General features: G+C 71.5%; 23 protein-coding genes and 1 tRNA gene. 9 read left to right on the top strand and 15 right to left on the bottom strand.

Translation table 11 applies throughout. The annotated features are described in order from the left end of the window. Nucleotides 1-383: 383 nt before the first annotated feature. Nucleotides 384-572, top strand: a complete 189-nt coding sequence (locus ACZ59A_RS07825) for a helix-turn-helix transcriptional regulator (protein WP_470955001.1) — start codon at nt 384-386, stop codon at nt 570-572. A 63-nt stretch (nt 573-635) separates the two neighbouring features. Beyond that, entirely contained in the window at nt 636-2,000 is a 1,365-nt protein-coding gene (locus ACZ59A_RS07820; protein WP_470954998.1) for a tyrosine-type recombinase/integrase, read from the top strand. 162 nt (nt 2,001-2,162) lie between these two features. Here the strand turns inward: ACZ59A_RS07820 and ACZ59A_RS07815 are convergent. Then, nucleotides 2,163-2,244, bottom strand: a tRNA-Tyr gene (locus ACZ59A_RS07815). 189 nt (nt 2,245-2,433) lie between these two features. On the opposite strand from ACZ59A_RS07815, the gene ACZ59A_RS07810 reads away from it, so the two are divergent. After that, the gene (locus tag ACZ59A_RS07810; protein ID WP_468049182.1) at nt 2,434-2,922 is read left to right on the top strand and encodes a YajQ family cyclic di-GMP-binding protein; all 489 of its coding nucleotides are present in this window, start codon (nt 2,434-2,436) and stop codon (nt 2,920-2,922) included. Here ACZ59A_RS07810 and ACZ59A_RS07805 read toward each other — a convergent pair. After that, nucleotides 2,909-3,307 (bottom strand): hypothetical protein, encoded by a 399-nt coding sequence (locus tag ACZ59A_RS07805; protein ID WP_470954996.1) that lies wholly within the window; start codon nt 3,305-3,307, stop codon nt 2,909-2,911. The genes ACZ59A_RS07810 and ACZ59A_RS07805 overlap by 14 nt on opposite strands. A gap of 115 nt (nt 3,308-3,422) precedes the next feature. Between ACZ59A_RS07805 and ACZ59A_RS07800 the strand changes: the two genes are divergently transcribed. Further along, complete coding sequence (locus ACZ59A_RS07800) at nt 3,423-4,667, top strand: helix-turn-helix domain-containing protein (RefSeq protein ID WP_470954994.1); 1,245 nt, start codon at nt 3,423-3,425, stop codon at nt 4,665-4,667. On the opposite strand, the gene ACZ59A_RS07795 is transcribed toward ACZ59A_RS07800, so the two are convergent. The 12 genes from ACZ59A_RS07795 to ACZ59A_RS07740 all read right to left on the bottom strand — a co-directional run bounded on the left by ACZ59A_RS07795 (nt 4,668) and on the right by ACZ59A_RS07740 (nt 16,016). Further along, nucleotides 4,668-5,060: a YccF domain-containing protein gene (locus tag ACZ59A_RS07795; protein WP_470954991.1), complete on the bottom strand. Its 393-nt coding sequence runs from the start codon at nt 5,058-5,060 to the stop codon at nt 4,668-4,670. Beyond that, the gene (gene htpX, locus ACZ59A_RS07790; RefSeq protein ID WP_470954988.1) at nt 5,057-5,920 is read right to left on the bottom strand and encodes a zinc metalloprotease HtpX; all 864 of its coding nucleotides are present in this window, start codon (nt 5,918-5,920) and stop codon (nt 5,057-5,059) included. Before htpX ends, ACZ59A_RS07795 begins: the two co-directional genes overlap by 4 nt. A gap of 135 nt (nt 5,921-6,055) precedes the next feature. Next, on the bottom strand, nt 6,056-7,612 hold the full coding sequence (locus ACZ59A_RS07785; protein ID WP_470954985.1) for an NADH-quinone oxidoreductase subunit N: 1,557 nt from the start codon (nt 7,610-7,612) through the stop codon (nt 6,056-6,058). Next, a complete protein-coding gene (locus tag ACZ59A_RS07780; protein ID WP_470954982.1) occupies nt 7,612-9,207 on the bottom strand; it encodes a complex I subunit 4 family protein in 1,596 nt (531 codons plus the stop codon). Before ACZ59A_RS07780 ends, ACZ59A_RS07785 begins: the two co-directional genes overlap by 1 nt. A gap of 3 nt (nt 9,208-9,210) precedes the next feature. After that, nucleotides 9,211-11,229, bottom strand: a complete 2,019-nt coding sequence (locus ACZ59A_RS07775; RefSeq protein ID WP_470954979.1) for an NADH-quinone oxidoreductase subunit 5 family protein — start codon at nt 11,227-11,229, stop codon at nt 9,211-9,213. Then, on the bottom strand, nt 11,226-11,627 hold the full coding sequence (gene nuoK, locus ACZ59A_RS07770) for an NADH-quinone oxidoreductase subunit NuoK (protein WP_468049193.1): 402 nt from the start codon (nt 11,625-11,627) through the stop codon (nt 11,226-11,228). The genes ACZ59A_RS07775 and nuoK overlap by 4 nt, the downstream gene beginning before the upstream one ends. Next, entirely contained in the window at nt 11,627-12,187 is a 561-nt protein-coding gene (locus ACZ59A_RS07765; RefSeq protein WP_468049194.1) for an NADH-quinone oxidoreductase subunit J family protein, read from the bottom strand. Before ACZ59A_RS07765 ends, nuoK begins: the two co-directional genes overlap by 1 nt. After that, entirely contained in the window at nt 12,184-12,774 is a 591-nt protein-coding gene (locus tag ACZ59A_RS07760) for a NuoI/complex I 23 kDa subunit family protein (protein WP_470954976.1), read from the bottom strand. Before ACZ59A_RS07760 ends, ACZ59A_RS07765 begins: the two co-directional genes overlap by 4 nt. Continuing rightward, complete coding sequence (locus tag ACZ59A_RS07755; protein WP_468049196.1) at nt 12,774-13,736, bottom strand: complex I subunit 1/NuoH family protein; 963 nt, start codon at nt 13,734-13,736, stop codon at nt 12,774-12,776. Before ACZ59A_RS07755 ends, ACZ59A_RS07760 begins: the two co-directional genes overlap by 1 nt. Next, the gene (locus ACZ59A_RS07750; RefSeq protein WP_470954974.1) at nt 13,733-15,007 is read right to left on the bottom strand and encodes an NADH-quinone oxidoreductase subunit C; all 1,275 of its coding nucleotides are present in this window, start codon (nt 15,005-15,007) and stop codon (nt 13,733-13,735) included. The genes ACZ59A_RS07755 and ACZ59A_RS07750 overlap by 4 nt, the downstream gene beginning before the upstream one ends. Continuing rightward, nucleotides 15,004-15,609 carry an NADH-quinone oxidoreductase subunit B gene (locus ACZ59A_RS07745; protein WP_468049200.1) on the bottom strand — a complete coding sequence of 202 codons (606 nt, stop codon included), beginning with the start codon at nt 15,607-15,609 and terminating at the stop codon, nt 15,004-15,006. The genes ACZ59A_RS07750 and ACZ59A_RS07745 overlap by 4 nt, the downstream gene beginning before the upstream one ends. Next, nucleotides 15,600-16,016, bottom strand: a complete 417-nt coding sequence (locus tag ACZ59A_RS07740) for an NADH-quinone oxidoreductase subunit A (protein WP_009715927.1) — start codon at nt 16,014-16,016, stop codon at nt 15,600-15,602. The genes ACZ59A_RS07745 and ACZ59A_RS07740 overlap by 10 nt, the downstream gene beginning before the upstream one ends. A 273-nt stretch (nt 16,017-16,289) precedes the next feature. Here ACZ59A_RS07740 and ACZ59A_RS07735 point away from each other — a divergent pair, with 273 nt between their 5' ends. From ACZ59A_RS07735 to ACZ59A_RS07715, 5 genes are all read left to right on the top strand, one after another. Next, on the top strand, nt 16,290-17,543 hold the full coding sequence (locus ACZ59A_RS07735) for a sensor histidine kinase (RefSeq protein ID WP_470954970.1): 1,254 nt from the start codon (nt 16,290-16,292) through the stop codon (nt 17,541-17,543). 136 nt (nt 17,544-17,679) lie between these two features. Continuing rightward, nucleotides 17,680-19,017 (top strand): sensor histidine kinase, encoded by a 1,338-nt coding sequence (locus tag ACZ59A_RS07730; RefSeq protein WP_470957801.1) that lies wholly within the window; start codon nt 17,680-17,682, stop codon nt 19,015-19,017. A gap of 158 nt (nt 19,018-19,175) precedes the next feature. After that, nucleotides 19,176-19,835, top strand: a complete 660-nt coding sequence (locus ACZ59A_RS07725) for a LuxR C-terminal-related transcriptional regulator (RefSeq protein WP_470957799.1) — start codon at nt 19,176-19,178, stop codon at nt 19,833-19,835. 266 nt (nt 19,836-20,101) lie between these two features. After that, nucleotides 20,102-22,054 carry a 2-oxoacid:acceptor oxidoreductase subunit alpha gene (locus ACZ59A_RS07720; RefSeq protein ID WP_470954967.1) on the top strand — a complete coding sequence of 651 codons (1,953 nt, stop codon included), beginning with the start codon at nt 20,102-20,104 and terminating at the stop codon, nt 22,052-22,054. Further along, a complete protein-coding gene (locus ACZ59A_RS07715; RefSeq protein WP_468049204.1) occupies nt 22,047-23,129 on the top strand; it encodes a 2-oxoacid:ferredoxin oxidoreductase subunit beta in 1,083 nt (360 codons plus the stop codon). The genes ACZ59A_RS07720 and ACZ59A_RS07715 overlap by 8 nt, the downstream gene beginning before the upstream one ends. Nucleotides 23,130-23,163: 34 nt before the next feature. Here ACZ59A_RS07715 and ACZ59A_RS07710 read toward each other — a convergent pair whose 3' ends face one another. Continuing rightward, nucleotides 23,164-23,529, bottom strand: coding sequence for a winged helix-turn-helix transcriptional regulator (locus ACZ59A_RS07710; RefSeq protein ID WP_470954963.1), 366 nt, complete (start codon nt 23,527-23,529; stop codon nt 23,164-23,166). Between the last annotated feature and the right edge of the window lie 35 nt (nt 23,530-23,564).

Below are 23,564 nucleotides of genomic sequence, written 5' to 3'. Positions count from 1 at the left end.
CGATGGACGCGCCGCGAAGCGGCTCCATCTTCCCGCCCTGACCGCACTGCACCACCACAGACACCCCCCTTTTTTCCTAAGTGGGGAACGCTGCGTCACCTGCGTCACGGAGGCCCGGAAAACGGCGGGTGACCTGCGCAGACGGCCGTGACGCAGACAGCCGTCTGCTGCGTCACGCCGCGTCACCCGCGTCACCCGCGTCACCGATGACGGACAGCCTGCGTCACCGGTGACGCACTCCCAACGCTCTGCGTCACCCAAAACTGGCAGGTCAGAAGCCTGAATGACGCAGGTGACGCGGTGACGCAGAATCCCGCGCTTCGGACAGACGCGAGCCCCGGAAAGTCCAAATACCCCGCTATCGGCGCGAAGGAGTCGAACGCGTGGCACGCGACGAAAAACTCAAGCTCCCCGAAGTCCTCAAAGAGATCAAGATGAGCCGCGCCGCCTTCTACCGGATGCGCGCCCGGGGCATGGCCCCGAAGCTCACCAAGCTCCCGAACGGCCACCTTCGCGTCCTTCGTAGCGACCTGGACGCCTGGTGGCGAGACCTCGACTCCCCCGCTTACTGACCTCGACTCGCAGGGGTCCGGCCGCGCGCTGCGGCCGGACCCCTCTTTCACGGAAGGACCCCCGTGGGACACACGTTCAACGTCCGTATCTGGGCCGTACGACAGCGGAAGGATCTGCGCCGGACCACAGCGGAACTCCGCTGGAAGGTCGGCAGCACCCCCCATTCCGAGAGCTTCGCCACCAAAACTCAGGCCGACGGCCGCCGGGCCGAGCTGCTCATCGCCGTCAACAAGGGCGAGGCATTCGATGAGGCCACGGGTCTGCCACTCTCCGAGCTGCGGAAGCTCAACGATGTGAGCTGGTACCAGCACGCTCGCGACTACATCGAGATGAAGTGGCCGACCGCTCCCGCCAAGACGCGCACCACGTTGGCCGAAGCCATGGCGAGTGTCACCCCGGCCCTGGTCACCACTCGTCGGGGAATGCCCGACGCGCGGGAGCTCCGCCGGGCCCTCTATAGCTGGGCGTTCAACATGAACCGCTGGAAGGAGGACCCGCCTGCGGACGTGGAACGCATCCTCGCGTGGGTGGAACGGAACACGGTGCCCGTGAGCGCGCTGGACGACCCCCTGCTTCTGCGGAAGGTGCTCACCGCGTTCACGCTGCGCCTCGACGGCGAGCACGCCGCAGCGTCCGTTATCCGCCGCAAGCGCGCGATCTTCCACAACGCCCTGGGCTTCGCCGTGGAGGCTCGGCGGCTCACCGCGAACCCGCTCCCCCAGGTGCAGTGGACCATCCCGGACGCGGTAGAGCAGGTGGACCCCGGGGCAGTGGTCAACCCCCGGCAGGCACGCCGCCTGCTCGACGCCGTCGCCGAGCAGGGCAACCGGGGCAAGCACCTCCGGGCGTTCTTCGGCTGCCTCTACCACGCTGGTATGCGCCCCGGTGAGGCCGTGTGGCTGCGGCGCGCGAACTGCGATCTCCCCGTCACAGGCTGGGGGACACTGCGGCTCGACGGCTCCCGGCCGCGCGTCGGAAGCTCCTGGACGGACTCCGGGACCGCACACGACGAGCGCGGACTGAAGCGGCGTCCGAGGAAGGAAGTGCGATCGGTTCCGATCCCGCCGGACCTGGTGACGATGCTGCGGGATCACCTGGTGATGTACGGCACGGCCCCCGACGGTCGACTGTTCCAGACCGCCCGGGGCGGTCTGGTGCAGGAGAGCGGCTACGGGGAGGTCTGGGCGCGGGCACGCAGGAAGGCGCTCACGCCGGAGCAGCAGACTTCGGCACTGGCCGTCCGGCCCTACGACCTCCGTCATGCGTGCGTGTCCCTGTGGCTGAACTCCGGGGTGGACCCCATGGAGGTCGCGCGCCGCGCGGGCCACACCGTGGCCGTCCTGCTGAAGGTCTACGCGAAGTGCCTCGACGGAGCGACCACCATGGCGAACGCCCGCATCGACAAGGCACTGAAGACCTGGAAGTGATCGGAATCTCCGTCCCACAGATGTCCCACACGCGCTGGTCAACACGCGAAATCGAGTGAGACAGTCTGGGACATTCCCCGCCATTCCGGGCGCGATTCCCATTCAGCAACGAAAACGGCCCCCGGCCGCGTAATCGCAGCTCGGGGGCCGTTCTTCCCAGCGTGGCGGCGCCAGGATTCGAACCTGGGTAGGCTAAGCCGACGGATTTACAGTCCGCTCCCATTGGCCACTCGGGCACACCGCCTGGGATGTGGCCAGGTGCCCCGCTTTCGCGGCGCTGCTCCCTGGCAACGACGTAAACAATACCTGATCCCCGGGGGTGGTCCGCCACCCGGTTGATCGCCTCTGGATCATGGCGGGGGTGGCTAGGCTGGCAGCTGCGGTCCGCTGGGCCGTGCCACTGACGGATCTACGTACGAGGAGCCAACTCAAGATGGCCGACTCCAGTTTCGACATCGTCTCGAAGGTCGAGCGGCAGGAGGTCGACAACGCGCTCAACCAGGCGAGCCGCGAGATCTCCCAGCGCTACGACTTCAAGAACGTCGGGGCCTCGATCGAGTGGTCGGGCGAGCGGATCGAGATGCGCGCCAACTCCGAGGAGCGGGTGAAGGCGATCCTCGACGTCTTCCAGTCCAAGCTGGTCAAGCGCGGGATCTCGCTGAAGGCGCTGGACACGGGTGAGCCGCAGGCGTCCGGCAAGGAGTACAAGATCTTCGCCTCGCTGCAGGAAGGCATCTCGCAGGAGAACGCGAAGAAGGTCGCCAAGATCATCCGCGATGAGGGCCCGAAGGGCATCAAGGCGCAGGTGCAGGGCGAGGAGCTGCGGGTCACCTCGAAGAGCCGGGATGATCTGCAGTCCGTGATCGCGCTGCTGAAGGGGAAGGACCTGGACTTCGCGATCCAGTTCGTCAACTACCGGTAGGCGGTCGCGCCGGGTGACGGCACGCCGGGGCCGCGGGCCCCGGCGTTCGCGTATGCGGCCCCTCGTCGTCCTCCCCCTCGGCAGGGTCCTCCAGCCGGTCGCCCCGGCTCTCGGCGATCCGCAGGGCGTCGCGGAGGGCCTCGGCCAGCCGGTGTGCGAGGTAGCGGAGTTCCCCGGGATGCGCCCCGCGGTCGCCCAGCAGGGCGCGGGCGTGGGCGAGCAGTTCCGTGCCCATGTCCAGTTGCAGCGCCTCGATCTCGTCCGCCCGCCGGTTCAGCCTGCTGTCGGCGTCGCCGGAGGAGAGGTAGCAGGGTTTGCCGTCCGGGGACGTCCAGGGCAGCAGTCGTAGTGGCGGTGCGATGTCGCGGGCAGTGCGGTCCGGCATGGTGGTCTGCTTCCGTCGGGAGTGCGTGACTCCATCGAAATGGCTCCGTTGACCTCACGGAGGAGCCGCCCAGGGGGCCCGGGAGGGGCCAGACTGGGGCGGGGAGGGGGCCAGGATGAGCGATGACCGGCGCAGGTGGTTCGGCACCTGTCTCGTACGCCTTCGGCGGGCCACGGGGCGGAGCCAGCGGCAGCTGGCGGAGCGGCTGTGCACCCTGTCGGGGCTGGACTCCGTCACGCGCCACGAAGTCTCTCGGTGGGAGCGGGGCGCGCGGGTGCCCGACGCCTGGCTGCCCGCCCTGGCGCAGGCACTCGGCGTGGCGGTGGGCGAGCTGGAGCGGGCCGCCGACTACGCCCGGGGCGAGGCGGACACAGCCCCGGGCGGGCCCTCGGCCTCGCTGGCCGAGCTGCTGCCGCCCGGCGACCCGTTGGCGCCGCTCACGGCGCGGTCCGGGCGCCGTATCGGCACCGGGACCGTGGCCCGCCTCGCGGCGCGCGTGCATGGGCTGCGACTGGCCGACGACGTGCTCGCGGGAGGCGATCTGATCGGTCCCGCCTTCCGTGAACTGGCGGCGGCGGTACAGCTGTACCGGGAGACCAGCCACACCGAGGACGTGGGCGGCGCGCTGCTGGCGCAGATCGGAGAGCTGGCGCAGATCGCGGGGTGGATCGCGAGCGACGCCGGACACCACGAGCAGGCGGAGCGCGCCTACACCGTCGGGATCTCGGCCGCGCGGCAGGCGGGCGACGGGCCGCTCGTGGCCCATCTCGCGGGCAGCCTCGGATACCAGTTGAGCAACACCGGGCGGGAGCGGGACGGCTTGGACCTCGCCCTCGCGGCCGTCGAGGAGGCGGGCCCGGACGCGCCCGCCAAGACCAGGGCGCTGTTCCTCGACCGCGTCGCCTGGGCCCGCACCCGCGCCGGGGAGGCGGAGCCCGCCATCCGGGCGCTCGGCGCGGCGCACGAAGCCCTGTCGGCGGACGGCGGCGCCGACGTGCCGCTGTGGGCCTACTGGGTCAGTCGTGCGGAGCTGGAGGTGATGGACGCCCGGGTGTTCACCGAGCTGCGGCGCCCCTTACGGGCCGTGCCGCTCCTCACCGACGTGCTCACCCGGTACGACGCCACCCACGCGCGCGAGGTCGCGCTGTACAGGTCGTGGCTGGCGGTCGCCCTCGCGGACGCGAACGAGCCGGAGCAGGCCGCCGCCGAGGCGCGGCTCGTCGTCACGGCGTCCGCCGACGTGGCGAGCGAGCGGACCGCCGAGCGCTCGCGCGTCGTACTGCGCAGGCTGCGCGACTTCGGGGACGTACCCGAGGTGCGCAATCTGCTCGACGAGCACGGGCGGCTGCTCACCGGGTGATCAACGGGCGGTGAAGGGGCGGTCCGTGGGGACGATGTCGTGGCCGAGGGGGGTCAGGGAGATCGGGATCAGCTTGAAGTTGGCGACGCCCAGGGGGATGCCGATGATCGTCACGCACAGCAGGACGCCGGTGACGATGTGGGCGAGGGCGAGCCACCAGCCGGCGAGGACGAGCCACAGGACGTTGCCCACGCAGGACGCGGCGCCCGCGTCGCGGCGGGGGACGGCCGTGCGGCCGAACGGCCACAGGGCGAACCCGGCGATGCGGAACGAGGCGATCCCGAAGGGGATGCCGATGATGGTGATGCACAGCAGCAGACCGGCCAGGACATAGCCACAGGCCATCCAGAAGCCGCTGAGCACGAGCCAGATGAGATTCAGAATCGTCTTCATGATTGCTCCCCCGCCATTTTTTCGAGACGTGCGATGCGCTCCCGCATGGGCGGGTGCGTGGAGAAGAGCTTGGACATACCCCCGCCCGCCCCGAACGGGTTGGCGATCATCATATGGCTGGCGGTCTCCAGCCGGGGCTCCGGGGGCAGCGGGAGCGCTTGCGCGCCCGCTTCCAGCTTACGCAAGGCGCTGGCGAGGGCGAGGGGGTCGCCGGTGAGCTGGGCGCCGGACGCGTCCGCCTCGTATTCGCGGGAGCGACTGACGGCGAGCTGGATGATGGCGGCCGCGAGCGGGCCGAGGAACATGATCAGCAGCACCCCGAGGAAGCCGGGGCCCTCGTCGTCGTCGGAGCGGCCGAAGGGGATCAGCCAGGCGAAGTTGACCAGGAACACCACCACGCTGGCGAGCGCCCCGGCGATGGAGGAGATGAGGATGTCGCGGTTGTAGACGTGGCTCAGCTCATGGCCGATGACGCCGCGCAGCTCGCGCTCGTCGAGGAGGCGCAGGATGCCGTCGGTGCAGCAGACGGCCGCCTTGCGCGGGTTGCGGCCGGTGGCGAAGGCGTTGGGGGCCTCGGTCGGGGAGATGTACAGCCGCGGCATGGGCTGGCGGGCGGCGGTCGACAGCTCGCGCACCATCCGGTAGAGCCCCGGCGCCTCGAACTCGCTGACGGGGCGCGCCCGCATGGCCCGCAGGGCGAGCTTGTCGCTGTTCCAGAAGGCGTACGCGTTCGTCCCCAGGGCGACGAAGACCGCGACGATCAGCCCCATCCGGCCGAAGAAGCTGCCGATGACGATGATGAGCGCCGACAGTCCCCCGAGGAGTACGGCGGTCTTCAGCCCGTTGTGCCGGCGGTGCACTGTGCGCCCTCCCGATGATGCCGCGGGGAACCCCTTGACTGGTGTTTCCACCTCTCAGTGGACCCTCCTGAACTGGTCAACGCCAGGTGAGGGCCACTAGTTCCCTTGTGCACACGGGGCGGCGGGAGGCCGCTTTTACAGCAGGGCGCCCGAGGCGAACCGCAGGACGAGCTGGGGGGCACCGGACAGGGCGATGCCGAGGACGGCGGCGAGTCCGATGGCGGCCGTCAGGGGGGCGGTGGCCGCCACGGGGGTGACCGATGCCACGCCCCCGGTCTCCCCCTCGGCGGCCTTGGGCGCGCGGAAGAGGACCGTCGTCCACTGGAGGTAGTAGTAGAGGGCGATCACCACGTTCAGCGCCATCACGACGGCCAGCCAGCCCAGGCCCGCGTGGACGGCCGTGGAGAAGACGGTCACCTTCGCGAAGAGCCCGATGACGCCCGGCGGCAGCCCGGCCAGGCACAGCAGGAAGAAGCCGAGGGCGAGGGCGGTGGCCGGGCGTGCGGCGTACAGGCCGCGGTAGTCGGTGATGCGGCCGGTGGGGTTCGTACGGGCGACGAGGGCGACGACCGCGAAGGCGCCGAGGTTCACGGCCGCGTACATGAGGGCGTACGCGACGGTCGAGCCGATGGCGCGGGACGCGTCGTCGGCCGAGCCCGCGTATCCGGCGGCCGCGATCGGGACCAGCAGATAGCCCGCCTGGCCGACGGAGGACCAGGCCAGCAGGCGGACGGCGCTGTGCGCGCGCTCGGGGCGCTGGCGCAGCGCGGCGACGTTGCCCGCGGTCATGGTGAGCGCGGCGAGGACGGCGATGGCCGGGCCCCACACGTCGTCGTACGACGGGAAGGCGAGGAGGGTCACCAGGATGAGGCCGGAGAAGCCGACCGCCTTGCCGACCACGGAGAGATAGGCGGCCACCGGGATCGGCGCGCCGACGTAGGTGTCCGGAACCCAGAAGTGGAAGGGCACGGCGGCGGTCTTGAACGCGAAGCCCACCAGGGTGAGGACGACGCCCGTCTGGGCGAGCGTGCCGAGCCGCGGGTCGACATGGGCGAGGCCGTCGGCGATCCGGGACAGGTGCAGGCTGCCGGTGGCGGCGTAGACGAAGCTGACGCCGAGCAGCATGACGGCAGTCGCGGTGACCGACGAGAGGAAGAACTTCAGCGCGGCCTCGGAGGAGAGCCGGTCGCCCCGGCGCAGCCCGACAAGCGCGAAGGCCGGGAGGGAGGCCACCTCCAGGGCGACGACGAGGGTCGCCAGGTCCCGGGAGGCGGGCAGCAGGGCCGCGCCCGAGGCGGACGACAGCAGCAGGAACCAGAACTCGCCCGCGGGCAGCTTGAGGTCTTCGACGCTGCTGATGGACAGCAGCGCGGTGAGCAGCGCCCCGCCGAGCACCAAGAACTGGATGACGAGGGTGAAGGTGTCGGCCGTGTAGCTGCACGCCCCGTCGCCGGAGGTGAGGCAGAAGGTGGAGCGGTCGCCGTCGAGCAGCGGCAGCAGGCTGAGCCCGGCGAGCGCGAGGCCCACTGTCGCCAGCCAGCCCAGCAGGGGCTTCCTGTGCTCGGGCAGGAACAGGTCGGCGACGAGGACGGCGAGACCGGCCACGGCGGCGATGGTGGGCGGCGCGACGGCCAGCCAGTCGACGGACTGGACGAGGCTCGCGGCGAGATCGGAGGCGATCGGGGTCGTCATCAGTTGCCTCCCGCGAGGAGCTGCTGCACGGCCGGGTCGGTGAGGCCGAGGAGGGCCGCGGGCCACAGTCCGGCGAGGACGGTGAGGGCCACCAGGGGGCTCCAGGCGGCGAATTCGTAGCCGTGGACGTCGGCCAGGGCGGGCCGGGCGGCGCCGTGTTCGGCCCCGGGTTCCACGGGGTGGTCGCCCATGCAGACGCGCCGTACGACGATGAGCATGTAGGCGGCGGTCAGCAGGGTGCCGAACCCGGCGAGCGCCATATAGGTGAGGTACGCCGGGCGGCTGAGCCCGTCGGCGGGTTCGAAGGCGCCGAACATGGCGAGCATCTCGCCCCAGAACCCGGCGAGTCCGGGCAGCCCCAGGGAGGCGACGGCGCCGAAGGCGAGCAGCCCGCCCAGGCGCGGCGCCCGGCCGTAGAGGGCGGCGCCGCTGACGCCCGAGAGCTGGTCGAGGTCGGTGGTGCCGGAGCGGTCCTTGAGGGCACCGACCAGGAAGAAGAGCAGGCCCGTGATGAGGCCGTGGGCGATGTTGGCGAACAGCGCGCCGTTCACCCCGGTGGGGGTGAGGGTGGCGATGCCCAGCAGCACGAAGCCCATGTGGCCCACGGAGGAGTAGGCGATGAGCCGCTTGAGGTCGCCGCCCGCGCCGCTGCGCGCCAAGGCGAGGCAGGCGAGGGATCCGTAGATGATGCCGACGACGGCGAAGGCCGCGAGGTAGGGCGCGAAGGTGTGGGCGCCCTCGGGGACCATCGGCAGCACGATGCGGACCAGTCCGTACGTGCCCATCTTGAGCAGGACGCCCGCGAGGAGGACCGAGCCGACGGTGGGCGCGGCGGTGTGGGCGTCCGGCAGCCAGCTGTGCAGCGGCCACATCGGGGCCTTGACGGCGAGTCCGGCGATGATGGCGAGGGCCGCGATGAGCTGGGTGGTGTGGCTGAGCCCGGAGCCGTTGTCGGAGGCGAGTGCCACCATGTCGAAGGTGCCGCCCTTGACCCCGACGAGGAGGAGGCCGAGCAGCATGACGACGGAGCCGAGCAGCGTGTAGAGGATGAACCGCCAGGCGGCGCGCTCCCGTTCGGCGCCTCCCCACCGGTTGATGAGGAAGTACATCGGGATGAGCGTCATCTCGAACGCCAGGAAGAACAGCATCAGGTCGAGGACCGCGAAGCTGGCCAGGGTGCCGCCCTCCAGGAGGAGCAGCAGCGAGACGAAACCCTTTGGTGAGGGGGCCGATCCCCCGGCGGGCATCTTGAAGTACGAGTAGAGCGCGCAGAGGAACGTCAGCAGCGCGGTCAGCACGACCAGGGGGAGCGAGACGCCGTCCACGCCGAGGTGGATGCGGATGTCCAGCGCCGGGATCCAGCTGATGTCGGTCTGGGCCTGCATCGCGGCCGGGCGGCCGTGGTCGAAACCGGCGGCGAGCGCGATGGCGGCGACCAGCACGACGGCGCTGACGGTGACGCCGTGGCGCAGCACCGCCTGGCCGGGGTCGCGGCCCTTCAGCCCGGGCGGGGCCGGGAGCAGGGCGGCGACGGAGCCGAGCAGGGGGAGCACGACGACGGCCGCGAGGAGGTATTGCAGGACGGTGTGGTTCACGGGTCAGGCTCCCGCTGCGACGAGGACGGCGGCCACGGCCAGGACGAGGGAGCCCGCGAGCAGCGCGCCGAGGTAGGTCTGCACATTGCCGGTCTGGGCGCGGCGGACGGCCGCGCCGAGCAGGCGGGGGGCACCGGCCGCGCCGCGTACGTACGTCTCGACGACCTCGCGGTCGAGGAAGCGGACGAGCGTGGCGGCGGCGCGCACGGGGCGGACGAACAGGGCGCTGTAGACGGCGTCGAGGTGGAAACCGGCTGCCGCGTGGCGGTGGAGGGGGCCGAGGAGGAGGCGGCCGGGGTCGGCGGGGTCGGCGGCCCCGGCGATGGAGCCGTAGGCGGCCTCGTGGGTGGCGATGGCCTCGACCTCGGAGACGGCGTCGGCGGCATCCGGGTGGGCGGCCACGGCGCCGAGCGGGATGCGCGCGGCCCGCGCCGAGGTGTGCCGCCAGGCGGCGTACATGACGAGGACGCCGATGAGGGCGGCCCCGGTGCCGAGGACGGAGGTGGTGAGGGTCGGGGTGAGGGTCTCGCCGTCGAACCAGTCGGGGAGGGTGCCGTAGGACAGTCCGAGGGCGAGCGTGGGGATGAAGAGCACCCACAGGACGACGTTCAGCGCGACCGGCTGCCTGCCGTGATCGGGGGCCTGTTCGCCCTTGCCGCGGAAGGCCATCAGCCACAGGCGGCCCGCGTACCCGGCGGTGAGCAGCGCGGTGAGCACCCCGGCGGTGAGCACGGTCCAGCCGACTCCGGCAGGTACGGCGGAGGCGTGGCCGGTGGCGGCGTGCTCGGCGGCGCCGAGGACGGCTTCCTTGGAGAAGAAGCCCGCGAACGGCGGGATGGCGGCGAGCGCGAGCAGCGCGACCGTCATCGTCCAGAAGGCGTCAGGGATGCGCTTGGGAAGGCCGCTCATCCGGGACATGGCGGCCAGGGAGTTCGTCCCGGCCGCGTGGATGATCACGCCCGCGCCGAGGAAGAGCAGCGCCTTGAACGCGCCGTGGGTGATGAGGTGGAAGACGGCGGCACCGCGGTCGTCGACGGCCAGCGCGCCGGTCATGTAACCGAGCTGGCCGACGGTCGAGTAGGCGAGGACGCGCTTGATGTCGTCCTGGGCGAGCGCGGCGAGCGCCGAGCCGACCATGGTGATGGCCGCCATGGCGGCCAGGACGGCGAGCGCGGCGGCGGAGGAGACGAAGACGGGCAGCAGCCGGGCGATGAAGTAGACACCGGCGGCGACCATGGTGGCGGCGTGGATCAGCGCGGACACCGGGGTGGGGCCCGCCATCGCGTCCGGCAGCCAGGTGTGCAGCGGGAACTGGGCCGACTTGCCCGCGACCCCGGCCAGCAGCAGCAGCGCGATCAGGGTGGGGTGGTCCAGCGGGATCCCGGAGGTGGTGGCGGTGAGCCGGGCGTAGATCTCGCTGATGCGGAACGTGCCGGTGTCCCCGGCGAGCGCGAAGATGCCGATCAGGAACGGGACGTCGCCGAGCTTGGTGACGAGGAACGCCTTGAGGGAGGCGGACCGGGCGGCCGCGGTCTCCCAGTAGTGGCCGACCAGGAAGTACGAGCAGATGCCCATGATCTCCCAGCCGACGAGCAGCACGATCAGGTCGTCGGAGTAGACGACGAGGAGCATCGCGGCGGTGAAGAGGGAGACGAGCGCGGCGTAGGAGGGATAGCGGGGGTCGTCCCGCAGATAGCCGGTCGAGTAGATCTGCACACAGCACGCGACGACGCCGACGAGGACCGCGACCAGGGCGGCGAACCCGTCGATGTGCAGCGCGAGGTCGATCGGGACCGAGCCGGTGTCGGCGAGCCGGGTGGCGAGGGTCAGCGGCGCCTTCCCGGCGCCCTCGCCGCCGCCCTGGCGTACGGCGACGAGCACGGCCAGCACGGTCGCGGCGAGGGTGGGCAGGATGGCGAGGGGGCGTACGAAGCCGGGGGCGCGACGGCCCAGCAGAAGTCCCGCGGCGGCACCGAGGAAGGGCAGGAGCGGGACGAGAACGGCGGCGGTCGTGGTCGTCACGCGGTCTGCCTCCGGGCGGGAGTTCCCTGGTCGGGGCCGTTGTCAGTGGCGGCTGCCATGCTGTCGTCCATAGGGTCCTGACCGCCCGGCGGGGGGTCGGCCAGGTCCCGGAGGCGGTCGACGTCGGAGGTGCCCCGGTTGCGGTACACGAGGAGGACGATGGCGAGACCGATGCCGATCTCGGCGGCGGCGATGGCGATGGTGAAGAGGGTCAGCGCCTGGCCCGCGTGCAGGGTGTCGCGGAGCCAGACGTCGAAGGCGACGAGGTTGAGGTTGACGGCGTTGAGCATCAGCTCGACCGACATCAGCACCAGGATCGCGTTGCGGCGGGCCAGGACGCCGTACAGGCCCGTGCAGAAGAGGAGGACGGCGAGCACGGCGGGGTAGGCGAGGTGCATCAGCGCTTCTCCTCAACCTTCTTGCGGGACAGCACGATCGCGCCGACGAGCGCGGCGAGCAGCAGCACGGACAGCGCCTCGAACGGCAGCACCCAGTACCGGAACAGGCTCTCCCCGGAGACCGCGGTGGAGCCCTGCACGCCCTTGTCCAGGTCGATCCAGGTGGCCCGGAAGGCGTCCACGACGACCCACACCAGCGCGGCCGCGGCGGCGACGGCCACCGCGAGGGCGGCCGGGCGGTTGCCCGAATCGGCGTCCGGGGAGCGGCCGATGGGCGCCTTGGTCAGCATCAGCCCGAAGAGGAGGAGGACGACGACGGAGCCGACGTAGATCAGCACCTGCACCCAGGCGATGAACTCCGCGGTGAGCAGCAGATATTCGACGGCGAGCCCGCCGAGCGCCACCACCAGCCACAGCGCGGCGTGCACCAGCTGCTTGGTGGTGACGGTGACGACGGCCGCGGCGAACGTCGCGATGCCCACCAGGACGAAGGCGATCTCGACGCCGGTGGGCGACAGGAACCCGTGGCCGGTGGCGGCCAGCTGGACCGCGGTGCTCACGAGGCGGCCCCGTTCTCGTCGGAACCGCCGGCTTCGGCTGCCCTCGCCTCTTCGGCGGCCTTCGCTTCGGCCGCGGCGGCCTTCTCGGCGGCCTTGCGGGCGGCGCCGATCTCCTTCGGCTCCTCGGCGGCCGGGTCGAGCGCGGGCGGCGCGGGCACCGTCCACATCCATTCGCGGAGCTTGTCCCGCTCGTGGGTGAGGTCGCGGATGTCCTCCTCCGCGTACTCGAACTCCGGCGACCAGAACAGCGCGTCGAAAGGACACACCTCGATGCAGATACCGCAGTACATGCACAGGGCGAAGTCGATGGCGAACCGGTCCAGCACATTGCGGCTGCGCTCGCGCCCGCCCGGCGCCGCCGGGGGCACCGTCTCCTTGTGCGAGTCGATGTAGATGCACCAGTCCGGGCACTCGCGCGCGCACAGCATGCAGACCGTGCAGTTCTCCTCGAACAGCCCGATCACCCCGCGGGTACGCGGCGGCAGTTCGGGCTGGACCTCCGGATACTGCGCGGTGTGCGACTTGCGGGTCATCGTGCGCAGGGTGACGGCCAGGCCCTTGGCCAGGCCGGAACCGGGAATACCCATCAGGAGATCACCACCTTGACGACGCCGGTGAGGGCGATCTGGGCGAGCGAGAGCGGAATGAGGCAGGTCCAGGCGAGCTTCTGCAGCTGGTCCTCGCGCAGCCGCGGATAGCTCACCCGCAGCCAGATCACGACGAAGGCGAGGACGGCCGTCTTGAGCAGCGTCCACAGCCAGCCCACGTCGCCTTCGAACGGGCCGTGCCAGCCGCCGAGGAAGAGGACGGTGGTCAGCCCGCACAGGATGACGATGCCCGCGTACTCGGCGAGCAGGAACAGTGCGAAGCGCAGCCCGGTGTACTCGGTGTACGCACCGAAGATGATCTCGGAGTCGGCCACCGGGGCGTCGAACGGCGGCCGTTGCAGCTCGGCCAGCCCGGCGGTGAAGAACACCAGCCCGCCGACGATCTGCCACGGCACCCACCACCACTGGAACGCGTCGAGGATGCCCGGCAGCGACACCGTGCCCGCGGCCATCGCCACGGACGCGGCGGTGAGCAGCATCGGCAGCTCGTACGCCATGAGCTGGGCGGCCGTCCGCAACCCACCGAGCAGGGAGAACTTATTGGCCGAGGCCCAGCCCGCCATCAGCGAGCCCAGCACGCCGACGCCCATCACCGCGAGCACGAAGAAGATGCCCGCGTCGATGACCTCCCCGACCGCGCCGCCCGGGCCGACCGGGATCGCGACCAGGACCAGCAGATACGGCAGCAGCGCGACGGCGGGCGCGAGTTGGAAGATCCGCCGGTCGGCCTCGGCCGGAACCACGTCCTCCTTCTGCGCGAACTTCACGCCGTCCGCGACCAGCTGTGCCCACCCGTGGAAGCCGCCCGCGTACATCGGCCCGAGGCGGCCCTGCATATGGGCCATGACCTTGTGCTCGGTCTGACCGACGACCAGCGGGAGGACCAGGAACGCGACGAGGAGGATGAGCAGTCGCAGCGCGACGTCGAGGACGTCGTTCACGCGGTGCCTCCTGGGGGGCCGTCGGGGTGGGGCGTCTCGTCGTTGCCGGGTTCGGCGGTGCCGGGTTTCGCGGTTTCGGGTTTACCGGTGCCCGGATTCGCGGCTTCCGGTTGCTCCGGGGCGGGCGGTTCCGCGGGTTCCGGTTTCTCGGCGGCGTCCGTCGCGGGGGCCTCGGGCGCCGGGCCGGACTCGGCCGCGTCGTCATGCGCCGGGCGTGCGTGGTGCCAGGGGGCGTCGGACGAGCGGGGCCGCCGCGCCGGGCGCTCGGCCGGTGCCGTGCTGTCGCCCTCGGGCGCCGGGGTCTGCTCCGGCGGTGTCGGCTCGGCGGCCGGGGTCCGCTGGCCGGCCGAGCCCTCGCCCGCCGTGCGCGCACGCCTCGCCGGGCGCTCGGCCGCCGGGGTTTCCGGCGTCGGCGCCGCGTCGGCCTGCTGGCTCGCCGAACCCGCCGCCGCGCTGCGCGTGCGCCGCGCCGGGCGCTCGGCCGGGGCCGCGTCGGCGGCCTTCGGCTCCGCGGCCTCGCCGGAGCCGGTCCCCGCCGCCGCGGTGCGGCGGCGGACCGGGCGGTCGCCCGCCGCGCGGGCGCCGCCGCGGGCCGGACGGGCGGGGGCGGGCGGGAGCTGGCCCTTGAGCGGGCCCCATTCGTTGGGGTCGGGCACGCCCGGGGGAAGCATCTGGCGCCGCTTGGGGCCACCGTGCTCGGACTCCCCCGGCTCCTTCGCGCCCGGCCATGCCTTGGCGACCCTGGCCGCCAGCACGAAGTCCTTGCGCAGCGGGTGGCCCTCGAAGCTGTCGGGCAGCAGCAGCGGCGCGAGGCCGGGGTGGCCGCTGAAGCCGATCCCGAACATCTCGTGGGTCTCGCGCTCGTGCCAGGCCGCGCCCGCGTAGACGCCCACGGCGGTGGGCAGCGTGGCCGCGTTGTGCGGCACGGTGGTGCGGACCAGCAGGCGGCGTATGGCGGCGCCCGGGGTGAGGGCGACGACGTGCGCGGCCACCCGGAAGCCCTGGCCGGACTCGTCCACCGCGCTCAGCCAGTCGAAGTAGGTGCAGCCGAGGGTGTCGCGGGCGGTCTCCAGCGCCGCGATCCAGCCGTCGGCGGGCACGTCGACAGTCAGCAGGTCGTACGCCTCTTCGGCCTTGGCGCCCGCGCCGAACAGCTCGGTGGCGGGGCTCGGCAGCCAGCCCACCGCCTGCTCAGCGGGCTCAACAGGCTCAGCGGGCTCCACGGCCTCAGCAGGCTCGGCGGCCTCGTTCGGCTCCGTCGGCTCGGTCATCGCGCGTCCTCCCGGGCGGCCGGGGGCTCGACCAGGCCGCTGCGCAGCGCGGCCGTGGACGGGCGGCCGCCCGTCGCGTACCGCTCCCCCAGCGACTCGCGGGCGATTTTCTCCTGGAGCTTGAGGATCCCCTGGAGCAGCGCCTCGGGCCGGGGCGGGCAGCCGGGTACGTACACATCGACCGGGATGATCTGGTCGACGCCCTTGGTCACGGAGTACGAGTCCCAGTAGGGGCCGCCGCAGTTCGAGCAGGCGCCGAAGGAGATCACGTACTTCGGTTCCGGCATCTGCTCGTAGAGCCGCTTGACCGCGGGCGCCATCTTGTCGGTGACGGTGCCGGAGACGACCATCAGGTCGGCCTGGCGCGGTCCGGGCGCGAAGGGGATCACGCCGAGCCGGATGAAGTCGTGGCGGGCCATCGAGGCGGCGATGAACTCGATGGCGCAGCAGGCGAGCCCGAAGTTGAAGACCCACAGGCTGTAGCGGCGGCCCCAGTTCAGGACCACCTTCATCGGTTCGGGCGCCAGCCGGGCGAGCGGGCCGAGGCGGCGCGGCTCCGGGAGATCCACGGGAGCCTGCGCGGGGGTCGGTGTCACGTCCATTCCAGGACGCCCTTCTTCCATGCGTACAGCAGACCTACGGCGAGAAACCCGAGGAAGATGAACATCTCCACCAGGGTGGCGGCGCCGAAACCGGGCGCGGCGAAGACCGTCGCCCATGGGAACAGGAAGATCGAATCCACCGCGAAAATCACATACAGGAAAGCGTAGACGTAGTAGCGGACCTGGGTGTGTGCCCAGCTCTCGCCCACGGGGTCCACACCGCACTCGTATGTCAGCAGCTTTTCAGGCGTCGGCACCACCGGCCGCAGCAGCCGCCCTGCCCCGAAGGCCACGGCCACGAAGAGCACCCCGACCGCCGCGACCAGACCCACCACCGTATAGGCGTGGAAGTAGTCGGCCGCGAGCGGGACGCTACTGGCCGCGCGTACGGTCGTCGCCTCCGGCACGTCCGCCCCTCGCTCCCTGTCCTGCCTGCTGCTCGTCGACGTCGTGTGTTCGACGATCCGTACGCACGGGAGTCTAGGCCCTACCGGCGGTGGGGTGATCCGCCCGTCCGGCATGCGGAGCCCGGAGGACGGGTGGGGGCGAGTGGGGAGACGGGTGGGGGCGAGTGGGGAGACGGGTGGGGGCGAGTGGGGAGACGGGTGGGGCTAGCCCTACTCGCGCCCGGCGATGTACCCCATGGCGCCGCCCGCCGGGGCGCGGCAGTCTTTGGTGCCATGACCTCCAGTTCCCCCGACGGCTCCCCCGGCGGCTCCCCCGGCGAGGGCGGCGAGCGGCTGCCGCGCCCGCCCGCCTTCGCCTATCCCGCGCAGACGTGGAAGGAGATCGGCCATCTCCTGATCAATCTGCCGTTGGGCATCTTCGGCTTCGTCTACGCCCTGATGTGGCTGGCCGTGGGCATGGGCATGGCCGTCACGATCGCGGGTCTGCCGGTGCTCGCCCTGGGGCTGCTGGGGAGCAGGGCGTTCGCCCGGTTCGAGCGGCGCCGCGCCCGTGCGCTGCTGGGGCTCCACGTGGACGAGCCCAGCCGCATGCCGCGCGGGCTCGACGACGGCTTCTTCAGCTGGCTGTGGCGGAGCCTGCGGGACCCGGTGGGCTGGCGCGCCACGCTCTACGCGGCCATCCGGCTGCCCTGGGGCATCCTCACCTTCGCCGTGACGCTGACCTCGCTGTTCATCGCCTGGCCGGTGCTGCCCTGGATCGCCCGGGCGCTGACCAACGTGGACCGGGTGATGGTCCGCGGACTGCTGTCGCCGTCGGACGAGCTGGAGCGGCGGATTACGGAGCTGGAGTCGGACCGGGGGACGGTGGTCGACACCGCCGCCGCCGATCTGCGCCGCATCGAACGCGACCTCCACGACGGAGCACAAGCCCGCCTCGTCGCCCTCGCCATGGACCTCGGCCTCGCCAAAGAAAAACTCGACGAAGACCCCCAAGCAGCCGCCCGCATGGTCGACGAAGCCCACGGCGAAGTAAAACTCGCCCTCCAAGAACTCCGCGACCTCGCCCGCGGCATCCACCCCGCCATCCTCACCGACCGCGGCCTCGGCCCCGCCCTCTCCGCACTCGCCGCCCGCTGCACCACCCCCGTCACCGTCACCGTCGACCTGCCCCAGCGCCCCGCACCCGCCATCGAAGGCATCGCCTACTTCACCGTCTCCGAACTCCTCCAGAACATCAGCAAACACAGCCACGCCCGCACCGCGTCGGTCGCGCTGGCCCGGTCGGGCAGCCGACTGCTGATCCGGGTGCGGGACGACGGGCGCGGCGGCGCGTCCCCGGACGGGGGCAGCGGGCTGGCGGGACTGGCGGAGCGGCTCGGCTCGGTCGACGGCCGGTTCGTGGTGGACTCCCCGCCCGGCGGCCCGACCTCGGTGGACGCCGAGCTGCCGTGGCGCGACCGCGACGGCATGAGCCGTACGGGCGGAGTCCCCCGCCGTCCGGCGGCGGCCCGCCGGACGACCCCGTAGCGGGGGGTGGGGCTAGCCCCCGGGCGAAGACGCCGACCCGCTTCATGGCCCGGCCCGCCGGTGCCGGGGACGCTGGAGGACGACGACAGTGGGCAAGCCGGGCCCCGGCCCCGGCTCCGGGAGGACGGACGACGAGATGGCCACCGCATACGGACCGTACGGGCCGGGGAGCGAACCCCGGCGCGGCCTGGTGCCGCCGGTACTGCGCGCGCCGTTCGAGGCCCGCGTCTGGCGCGCGTTCCTCTATCTGGTGATCAGCCTGCCGATCTCGATCCTGATCTTCACGTACGCGGTCGTCATGCTCTCCCTCGGCGTGGGGCTCCTGATCACCTTCCTCGGCGTTCCGGTGCTCGGCGCCGCCCTGGCGGGCTGCCGGGGGATCGGGGTCGTGGAGCGGGCCCGCGCCCGTGCGCTGCTGGGGCTGGAGGTGGCCGAGCCGGAGCCGGTCCGCGCGGCGAACGGCAAGCGGGGGCCGGTGTCGTGGGTGGGCGCGCTGCTCAAGAGCGGCACCTCGTGGCGGCATGTGCTGTACGCGCTGCTGCACATGCCGTGGGCGATCTTCGCGTTCACCGTCGCGGTGGTGTTCACCTGCTACGGCTGGGGTTTCGCGACGTATCCGCTGTGGCGGTGGGTCTTCCCCGCGTACCTCGACCGGCCGGGCATCGAGCTGTTCGGGGACGACAGCCGGAACCGCCACTTCTACCTCGACACTCCGTTCGAGATCACCGCGGCCTGTGTCCTCGGGGTGCTGGTCCTGCTGGCGACCCCGTCGGTGATGCGGGCGCTGACCTCCGTCGACCGGCTGCTGGTCATCGGGCTGCTGGGCCCGTCCCGGCTCGCGACCCGGGTGTGGGAGCTGGAGTCGGACCGGGGGACGGTGGTCGACACCGCCGCCGCCGACCTGCGCCGCATCGAACGCGACCTCCACGACGGAGCACAAGCCCGCCTCGTCGCCCTCGCCATGGACCTCGGCCTCGCCAAAGAAAAACTCGACGAAGACCCCCAAGCAGCCGCCCGCATGGTCGACGAAGCCCACGGCGAAGTAAAACTCGCCCTCCAAGAACTCCGCGACCTCGCCCGCGGCATCCACCCCGCCATCCTCACCGACCGCGGCCTCGGCCCCGCCCTCTCCGCACTCGCCGCCCGCTGCACCACCCCCGTCACCGTCACCGTCGACCTGCCCCAGCGCCCCGCACCCGCCATCGAAGGCATCGCCTACTTCACCGTCTCCGAACTCCTCCAGAACATCAGCAAACACAGCCACGCCCGGAGGGCCGACCTCGACGTGTGGCGGGCCGACGGCCGGGTGATGCTGCGGGTCGGCGACGACGGGCGCGGCGGGGCCACCACCTCGGCCGGGGGCAGCGGCCTCGCGGGGCTGGCCGAGCGCATCGAGGCGGTCGACGGGGTGCTGATCGTCCACTCCCCGCCCGGCGGCCCGACCGCGGTGACGGTGGAGCTGCCCTGGCGCTGACGGCCGGGCCCGGCACCGACGCCCCCGCGCCCCCGCGCCCCCAATGGACACCCCGCGCCCCGCCGCGCGCGGTATGCGCGGCGGATTCGTCCGAATCCTGGAATGCTGACCCCGTCAATTCGAACGGCAACTGGGGGCCGGGCATCGTGGAAGACAGAGTGCGGGTGGTCATCGCCGAGGATTCGGTGCTGCTGCGGGAGGGCCTGACCCGGCTGCTGACCGACCGCGGCCATGAGGTCGTCGTGGGCGTGGGGGACGCGGAGGCGCTGATCAAGGCGATCCGCGAGCTGGCCGACGAGGGCGCGCTGCCGGATGTGGTGGTCGCCGACGTACGGATGCCGCCCACCCACACCGACGAGGGCGTGCGGGCCGCGATCCAGCTGCGCCACGACCATCCGGGGCTGGGGGTGCTGGTGCTCTCGCAGTACGTGGAGGAGCAGTACGCGACCGAGCTGCTGGCCGGGAGCAGCCGCGGCATCGGCTATCTGCTCAAGGACCGGGTGGCCGAGGTGCGCGAGTTCGTGGACGCGGTGGTGCGGGTGGCCCGCGGCGGTACGGCGCTGGATCCGGAGGTCGTCGCCCAGCTGCTGGGCCGCAGCCGTAAGCAGGATGTGCTGGCCGGGCTCACCCCGCGGGAGCGGGAGGTCCTGGTACTGATGGCCGAGGGCCGGACGAACGGGGCGATCGCCCGGCAGCTGGTGGTGAGCGACGGCGCGGTCGAGAAGCACGTCAGCAACATCTTCCTGAAGCTCGGCCTGTCGCCGAGTGACGGGGATCACCGCCGGGTGCTCGCGGTTCTCACCTATCTCAACTCCTGAAACCTGTATCTCAACTCCCGACACCTGCCCCGACACCTGCGGTCCTAGGACCAAAGCGGGACCAAAGACAGAGTGAGGGAATCACCTGAAATGACACCACGGGGATACGGGAAAGTCGTGTCATACCGTGACATCGCAGACACTTGGCGCGGGATCCATCCGACGATCCGGCCAAGGAAGGCGAGCCTTACCGACGTACGATGGTCATGGGACAACCGGTCGGCACCGACGGTCCAGGTGCGCCGCCTCGAGGGAGGTCCGAAGCAGTGACCAGCCAGGTCAGCAGCCCGGCCGAGCAGGCCGAACCAGCCGATCAGCAGGGCGAGCGGGGGCTCGCCGGGGAACGGGGAACACCGGACGGCGGCAAGGAGGTCCGCCGTCTGGATCGCGTGATCATCCGATTCGCGGGCGACTCGGGCGACGGTATGCAGCTCACCGGAGACCGCTTCACCTCGGAGACGGCGTCGTTCGGGAACGACCTGTCGACCCTGCCGAACTTCCCGGCGGAGATCCGCGCCCCCGCCGGAACCCTGCCCGGAGTGTCGAGCTTCCAGCTCCACTTCGCCGATCACGACATCCTCACCCCGGGCGACGCGCCGGACGTGCTGGTGGCGATGAATCCGGCCGCGCTCAAGGCCAACCTGGGCGATGTGCCGCGCGGCGCCGACATCATCGTCAACACCGACGAGTTCACCAAGCGCCCGATGGCGAAGGTGGGCTACGAGCGCAGCCCGCTCGAAGACGGCTCGCTGGACGCGTACCAGGTCCACCCGGTGCCGCTGACGACGCTGACCATCGAGGCCCTGAAGGAGTTCGGGCTGTCCCGGAAGGAGGCGGAGCGCAGCAAGAACATGTTCGCGCTCGGCCTGCTGTCGTGGATGTACCACCGCCCGACGGAGAACACCGAGGCGTTCCTGCGCCAGAAGTTCGCCAAGAAGCCGCAGATCGCCGAGGCGAACGTGGCCGCCTTCCGGGCCGGGTGGAACTTCGGCGAGACCACCGAGGACTTCGCGGTCTCCTACGAGGTGGCGCCCGCCGCCACCGCCTTCCCCGCGGGGACGTACCGGAACATCTCCGGCAATCTGGCGCTGTCGTACGGGCTGATCGCCGCGTCCCAGCAGGCGGACCTGCCGCTGTTCCTGGGCTCGTACCCGATCACTCCGGCCTCCGACATCCTGCACGAGCTGAGCAAGCACAAGAACTTCGGTGTGCGCACCTTCCAGGCCGAGGACGAGATCGCGGGCATCGGCGCGGCGCTGGGCGCCGCGTTCGGCGGGGCGCTCGCGGTGACCACCACGTCCGGGCCCGGGGTGGCGCTGAAGTCCGAGACCATCGGGCTCGCGGTCAGCCTGGAGCTGCCGCTGCTGGTGATCGACATCCAGCGCGGCGGGCCCTCCACGGGGCTGCCGACCAAGACCGAGCAGGCGGATCTGCTGCAGGCGATGTACGGGCGCAACGGCGAGGCCCCGGTGCCGATCGTGGCCCCGAAGACCCCGGCCGACTGCTTCGACGCCACGCTGGAAGCGGCGCGGATCGCGCTCACCTACCGCACCCCGGTCTTCCTGCTGTCCGACGGCTATCTGGCCAACGGGTCGGAGCCGTGGCGGGTGCCGGAGGTCGACGGCCTGCCGGACCTGCGGGTCCAGTTCGCGACCGGCCCCAACCACACCACCGAGGACGGCACCGAGGTCTTCTGGCCGTACAAGCGCGACCCGCTGACCCTGGCCCGCCCGTGGGCGGTGCCCGGCACCCCGGGGCTCGAACACCGCATCGGCGGCATCGAGAAGCAGGACGGCTCGGGGAACATCTCGTACGACCCCGCCAACCACGACCACATGGTCCGCGTCCGGCAGGCCAAGGTCGACGGCGTCGAGGTCGAGGAGCTGACGGTGGACGACCCCACCGGCGACGCCCGCACCCTGGTGCTGGGCTGGGGCTCGACGTACGGGCCGATCACCGCCGCGGTGCGCCGGGTGCGCCGCGCGGGCGACCGGATCGCCCAGGCCCATCTGCGCCACCTCAACCCCTTCCCGGCCAACCTGGGCGCGGTGCTGGCCCGCTACGACAAGGTCGTCGTGCCCGAGATGAACCTCGGCCAGCTCGCCACCCTCATCCGCGCCAAGTACCTCGTCGACACCCGCTCCTTCACCCAGGTGCGGGGGCTGCCGTTCAAGGCCGAGCAGCTGGCGACGGCCCTCAAGGAGGCCATCGATGACTGAGACCATCTCGCAGCCGCCCGTCGCCCTGTCCGAGGCGCTGTCCCTGGTGCCCAAGGCCGAGGGCAAGCAGTCCATGAAGGACTTCAAGTCCGACCAGGAAGTGCGCTGGTGCCCCGGCTGCGGCGACTACGCGATCCTCGCCGCCGTCCAGGGCTTCATGCCGGAACTGGGGCTGGCGAAGGAGAACATCGTCTTCGTCTCCGGCATCGGCTGCTCCTCCCGCTTCCCGTACTACATGAACACCTACGGGATGCACTCGATCCACGGCCGCGCCCCCGCCATCGCCACCGGGCTGGCCGCCGCCCGGCGCGACCTGTCGGTGTGGGTGGTCACCGGTGACGGCGACGCGCTGTCCATCGGCGGCAACCACCTCATCCACGCGCTGCGCCGCAATGTGAACCTGAAGATCCTGCTCTTCAACAACCGCATCTACGGCCTCACCAAGGGCCAGTACAGCCCGACCTCCGAGGTCGGCAAGATCACCAAGTCCACCCCGATGGGTTCCCTGGACGCCCCGTTCAACCCCATCTCCCTGGCGCTCGGCGCCGAGGCGGGCTTCGTCGCCCGCACCGTGGACTCCGACCGCAAGCACCTCACCCAGGTGCTGCGCGAGGCCGCCGCCCACCCGGGCACCGCGCTGGTGGAGATCTACCAGAACTGCAACATCTTCAACGACGGCGCCTTCGACGCGCTCAAGGACAAGGATCAGGCCGAGGAAGCCGTGATCCGGCTGGACCACGGCAAGCCGATCCGCTTCGGCGCCGGGCTGGCCAAGGGCGTCGTACGGAACCAGGCCACCGGCGATCTGGAGGTCGTCGAGGTCACCCCGGACAACGAGGACCGGATCCTGGTCCACGACGCCCACGCGGCCTCGCCCACCACCGCGTTCGCGCTGTCCCGGCTGGCCCACCCGGACACCCTGCACCACACCCCCATCGGGGTGCTGCGGGACGTCCAGCGGCCGGTCTACGACGACCAGATGTCGACCCAGATCGACGCCGCCGTCGAGCGCAAGGGCAAGGGCGACCTCGGCGCGCTGCTCGCGGGCAACGACACCTGGACCGTGGTCGGCTGAGCCGCACCTTTCCTACGAAGCGGCCAGGCCGGGGTTACGCACCCGGCCTGGCCGCGTCGTATGTCTCCCGGGCCGCCAGCACCCGCGGAGCGTGCTCCTCCGCCCAGCCCGACAGCGCCCACACCCGGCTCGCCGCCTCCCGGCCCAGGCCGGTCAGCGAGTAGTCCACACGCGGCGGGATGACGGGGTGCGCCTCGCGGTGGACGAAACCGTCCCGCTCCAGGGTCTGGAGCGTCTGGGCGAGCATCTTCTCGCTCACCCCGCCGATCTCGCGCCGCAGCTCGCTGAAGCGGCGGGTGCCCTGCAGCAGGACAGCGAAGACGAGGACGCCCCAGCGGCTGGTCATGTGCTCCAGGATCAGCCGCGAGGGGCAGACCGGGCCATCCTTGCTTACGTACATGCCAGTACCTTACTTCAAAGTGGGTACTTTCGAAT

The organism is Streptomyces sp. NPDC040405 (assembly GCF_055595765.1).
This window is presented reverse-complemented; position numbering and strand designations above follow the sequence as displayed.

What these genes read in the sequence shown, in the direction of transcription:
- ACZ59A_RS07800 (WP_470954994.1), top strand. Translation starts at nt 3,423, where the DNA reads ATGAGCGATGACCGGCGCAGGTGGTTCGGCACCTGTCTCGTACGCCTT.
- ACZ59A_RS07805 (WP_470954996.1), bottom strand. Translation starts at nt 3,307, where the DNA reads ATGCCGGACCGCACTGCCCGCGACATCGCACCGCCACTACGACTGCTG.
- ACZ59A_RS07810 (WP_468049182.1), top strand. Translation starts at nt 2,434, where the DNA reads ATGGCCGACTCCAGTTTCGACATCGTCTCGAAGGTCGAGCGGCAGGAG.
- ACZ59A_RS07760 (WP_470954976.1), bottom strand. Translation starts at nt 12,774, where the DNA reads ATGGGTATTCCCGGTTCCGGCCTGGCCAAGGGCCTGGCCGTCACCCTG.
- ACZ59A_RS07735 (WP_470954970.1), top strand. Translation starts at nt 16,290, where the DNA reads ATGACCTCCAGTTCCCCCGACGGCTCCCCCGGCGGCTCCCCCGGCGAG.
- ACZ59A_RS07715 (WP_468049204.1), top strand. Translation starts at nt 22,047, where the DNA reads ATGACTGAGACCATCTCGCAGCCGCCCGTCGCCCTGTCCGAGGCGCTG.
- nuoK (WP_468049193.1), bottom strand. Translation starts at nt 11,627, where the DNA reads ATGCACCTCGCCTACCCCGCCGTGCTCGCCGTCCTCCTCTTCTGCACG.
- ACZ59A_RS07745 (WP_468049200.1), bottom strand. Translation starts at nt 15,609, where the DNA reads ATGGACGTGACACCGACCCCCGCGCAGGCTCCCGTGGATCTCCCGGAG.
- ACZ59A_RS07710 (WP_470954963.1), bottom strand. Translation starts at nt 23,529, where the DNA reads ATGTACGTAAGCAAGGATGGCCCGGTCTGCCCCTCGCGGCTGATCCTG.
- ACZ59A_RS07785 (WP_470954985.1), bottom strand. Translation starts at nt 7,612, where the DNA reads ATGACGACCCCGATCGCCTCCGATCTCGCCGCGAGCCTCGTCCAGTCC.
- ACZ59A_RS07730 (WP_470957801.1), top strand. Translation starts at nt 17,680, where the DNA reads ATGGCCACCGCATACGGACCGTACGGGCCGGGGAGCGAACCCCGGCGC.
- ACZ59A_RS07795 (WP_470954991.1), bottom strand. Translation starts at nt 5,060, where the DNA reads ATGAAGACGATTCTGAATCTCATCTGGCTCGTGCTCAGCGGCTTCTGG.
- ACZ59A_RS07750 (WP_470954974.1), bottom strand. Translation starts at nt 15,007, where the DNA reads ATGACCGAGCCGACGGAGCCGAACGAGGCCGCCGAGCCTGCTGAGGCC.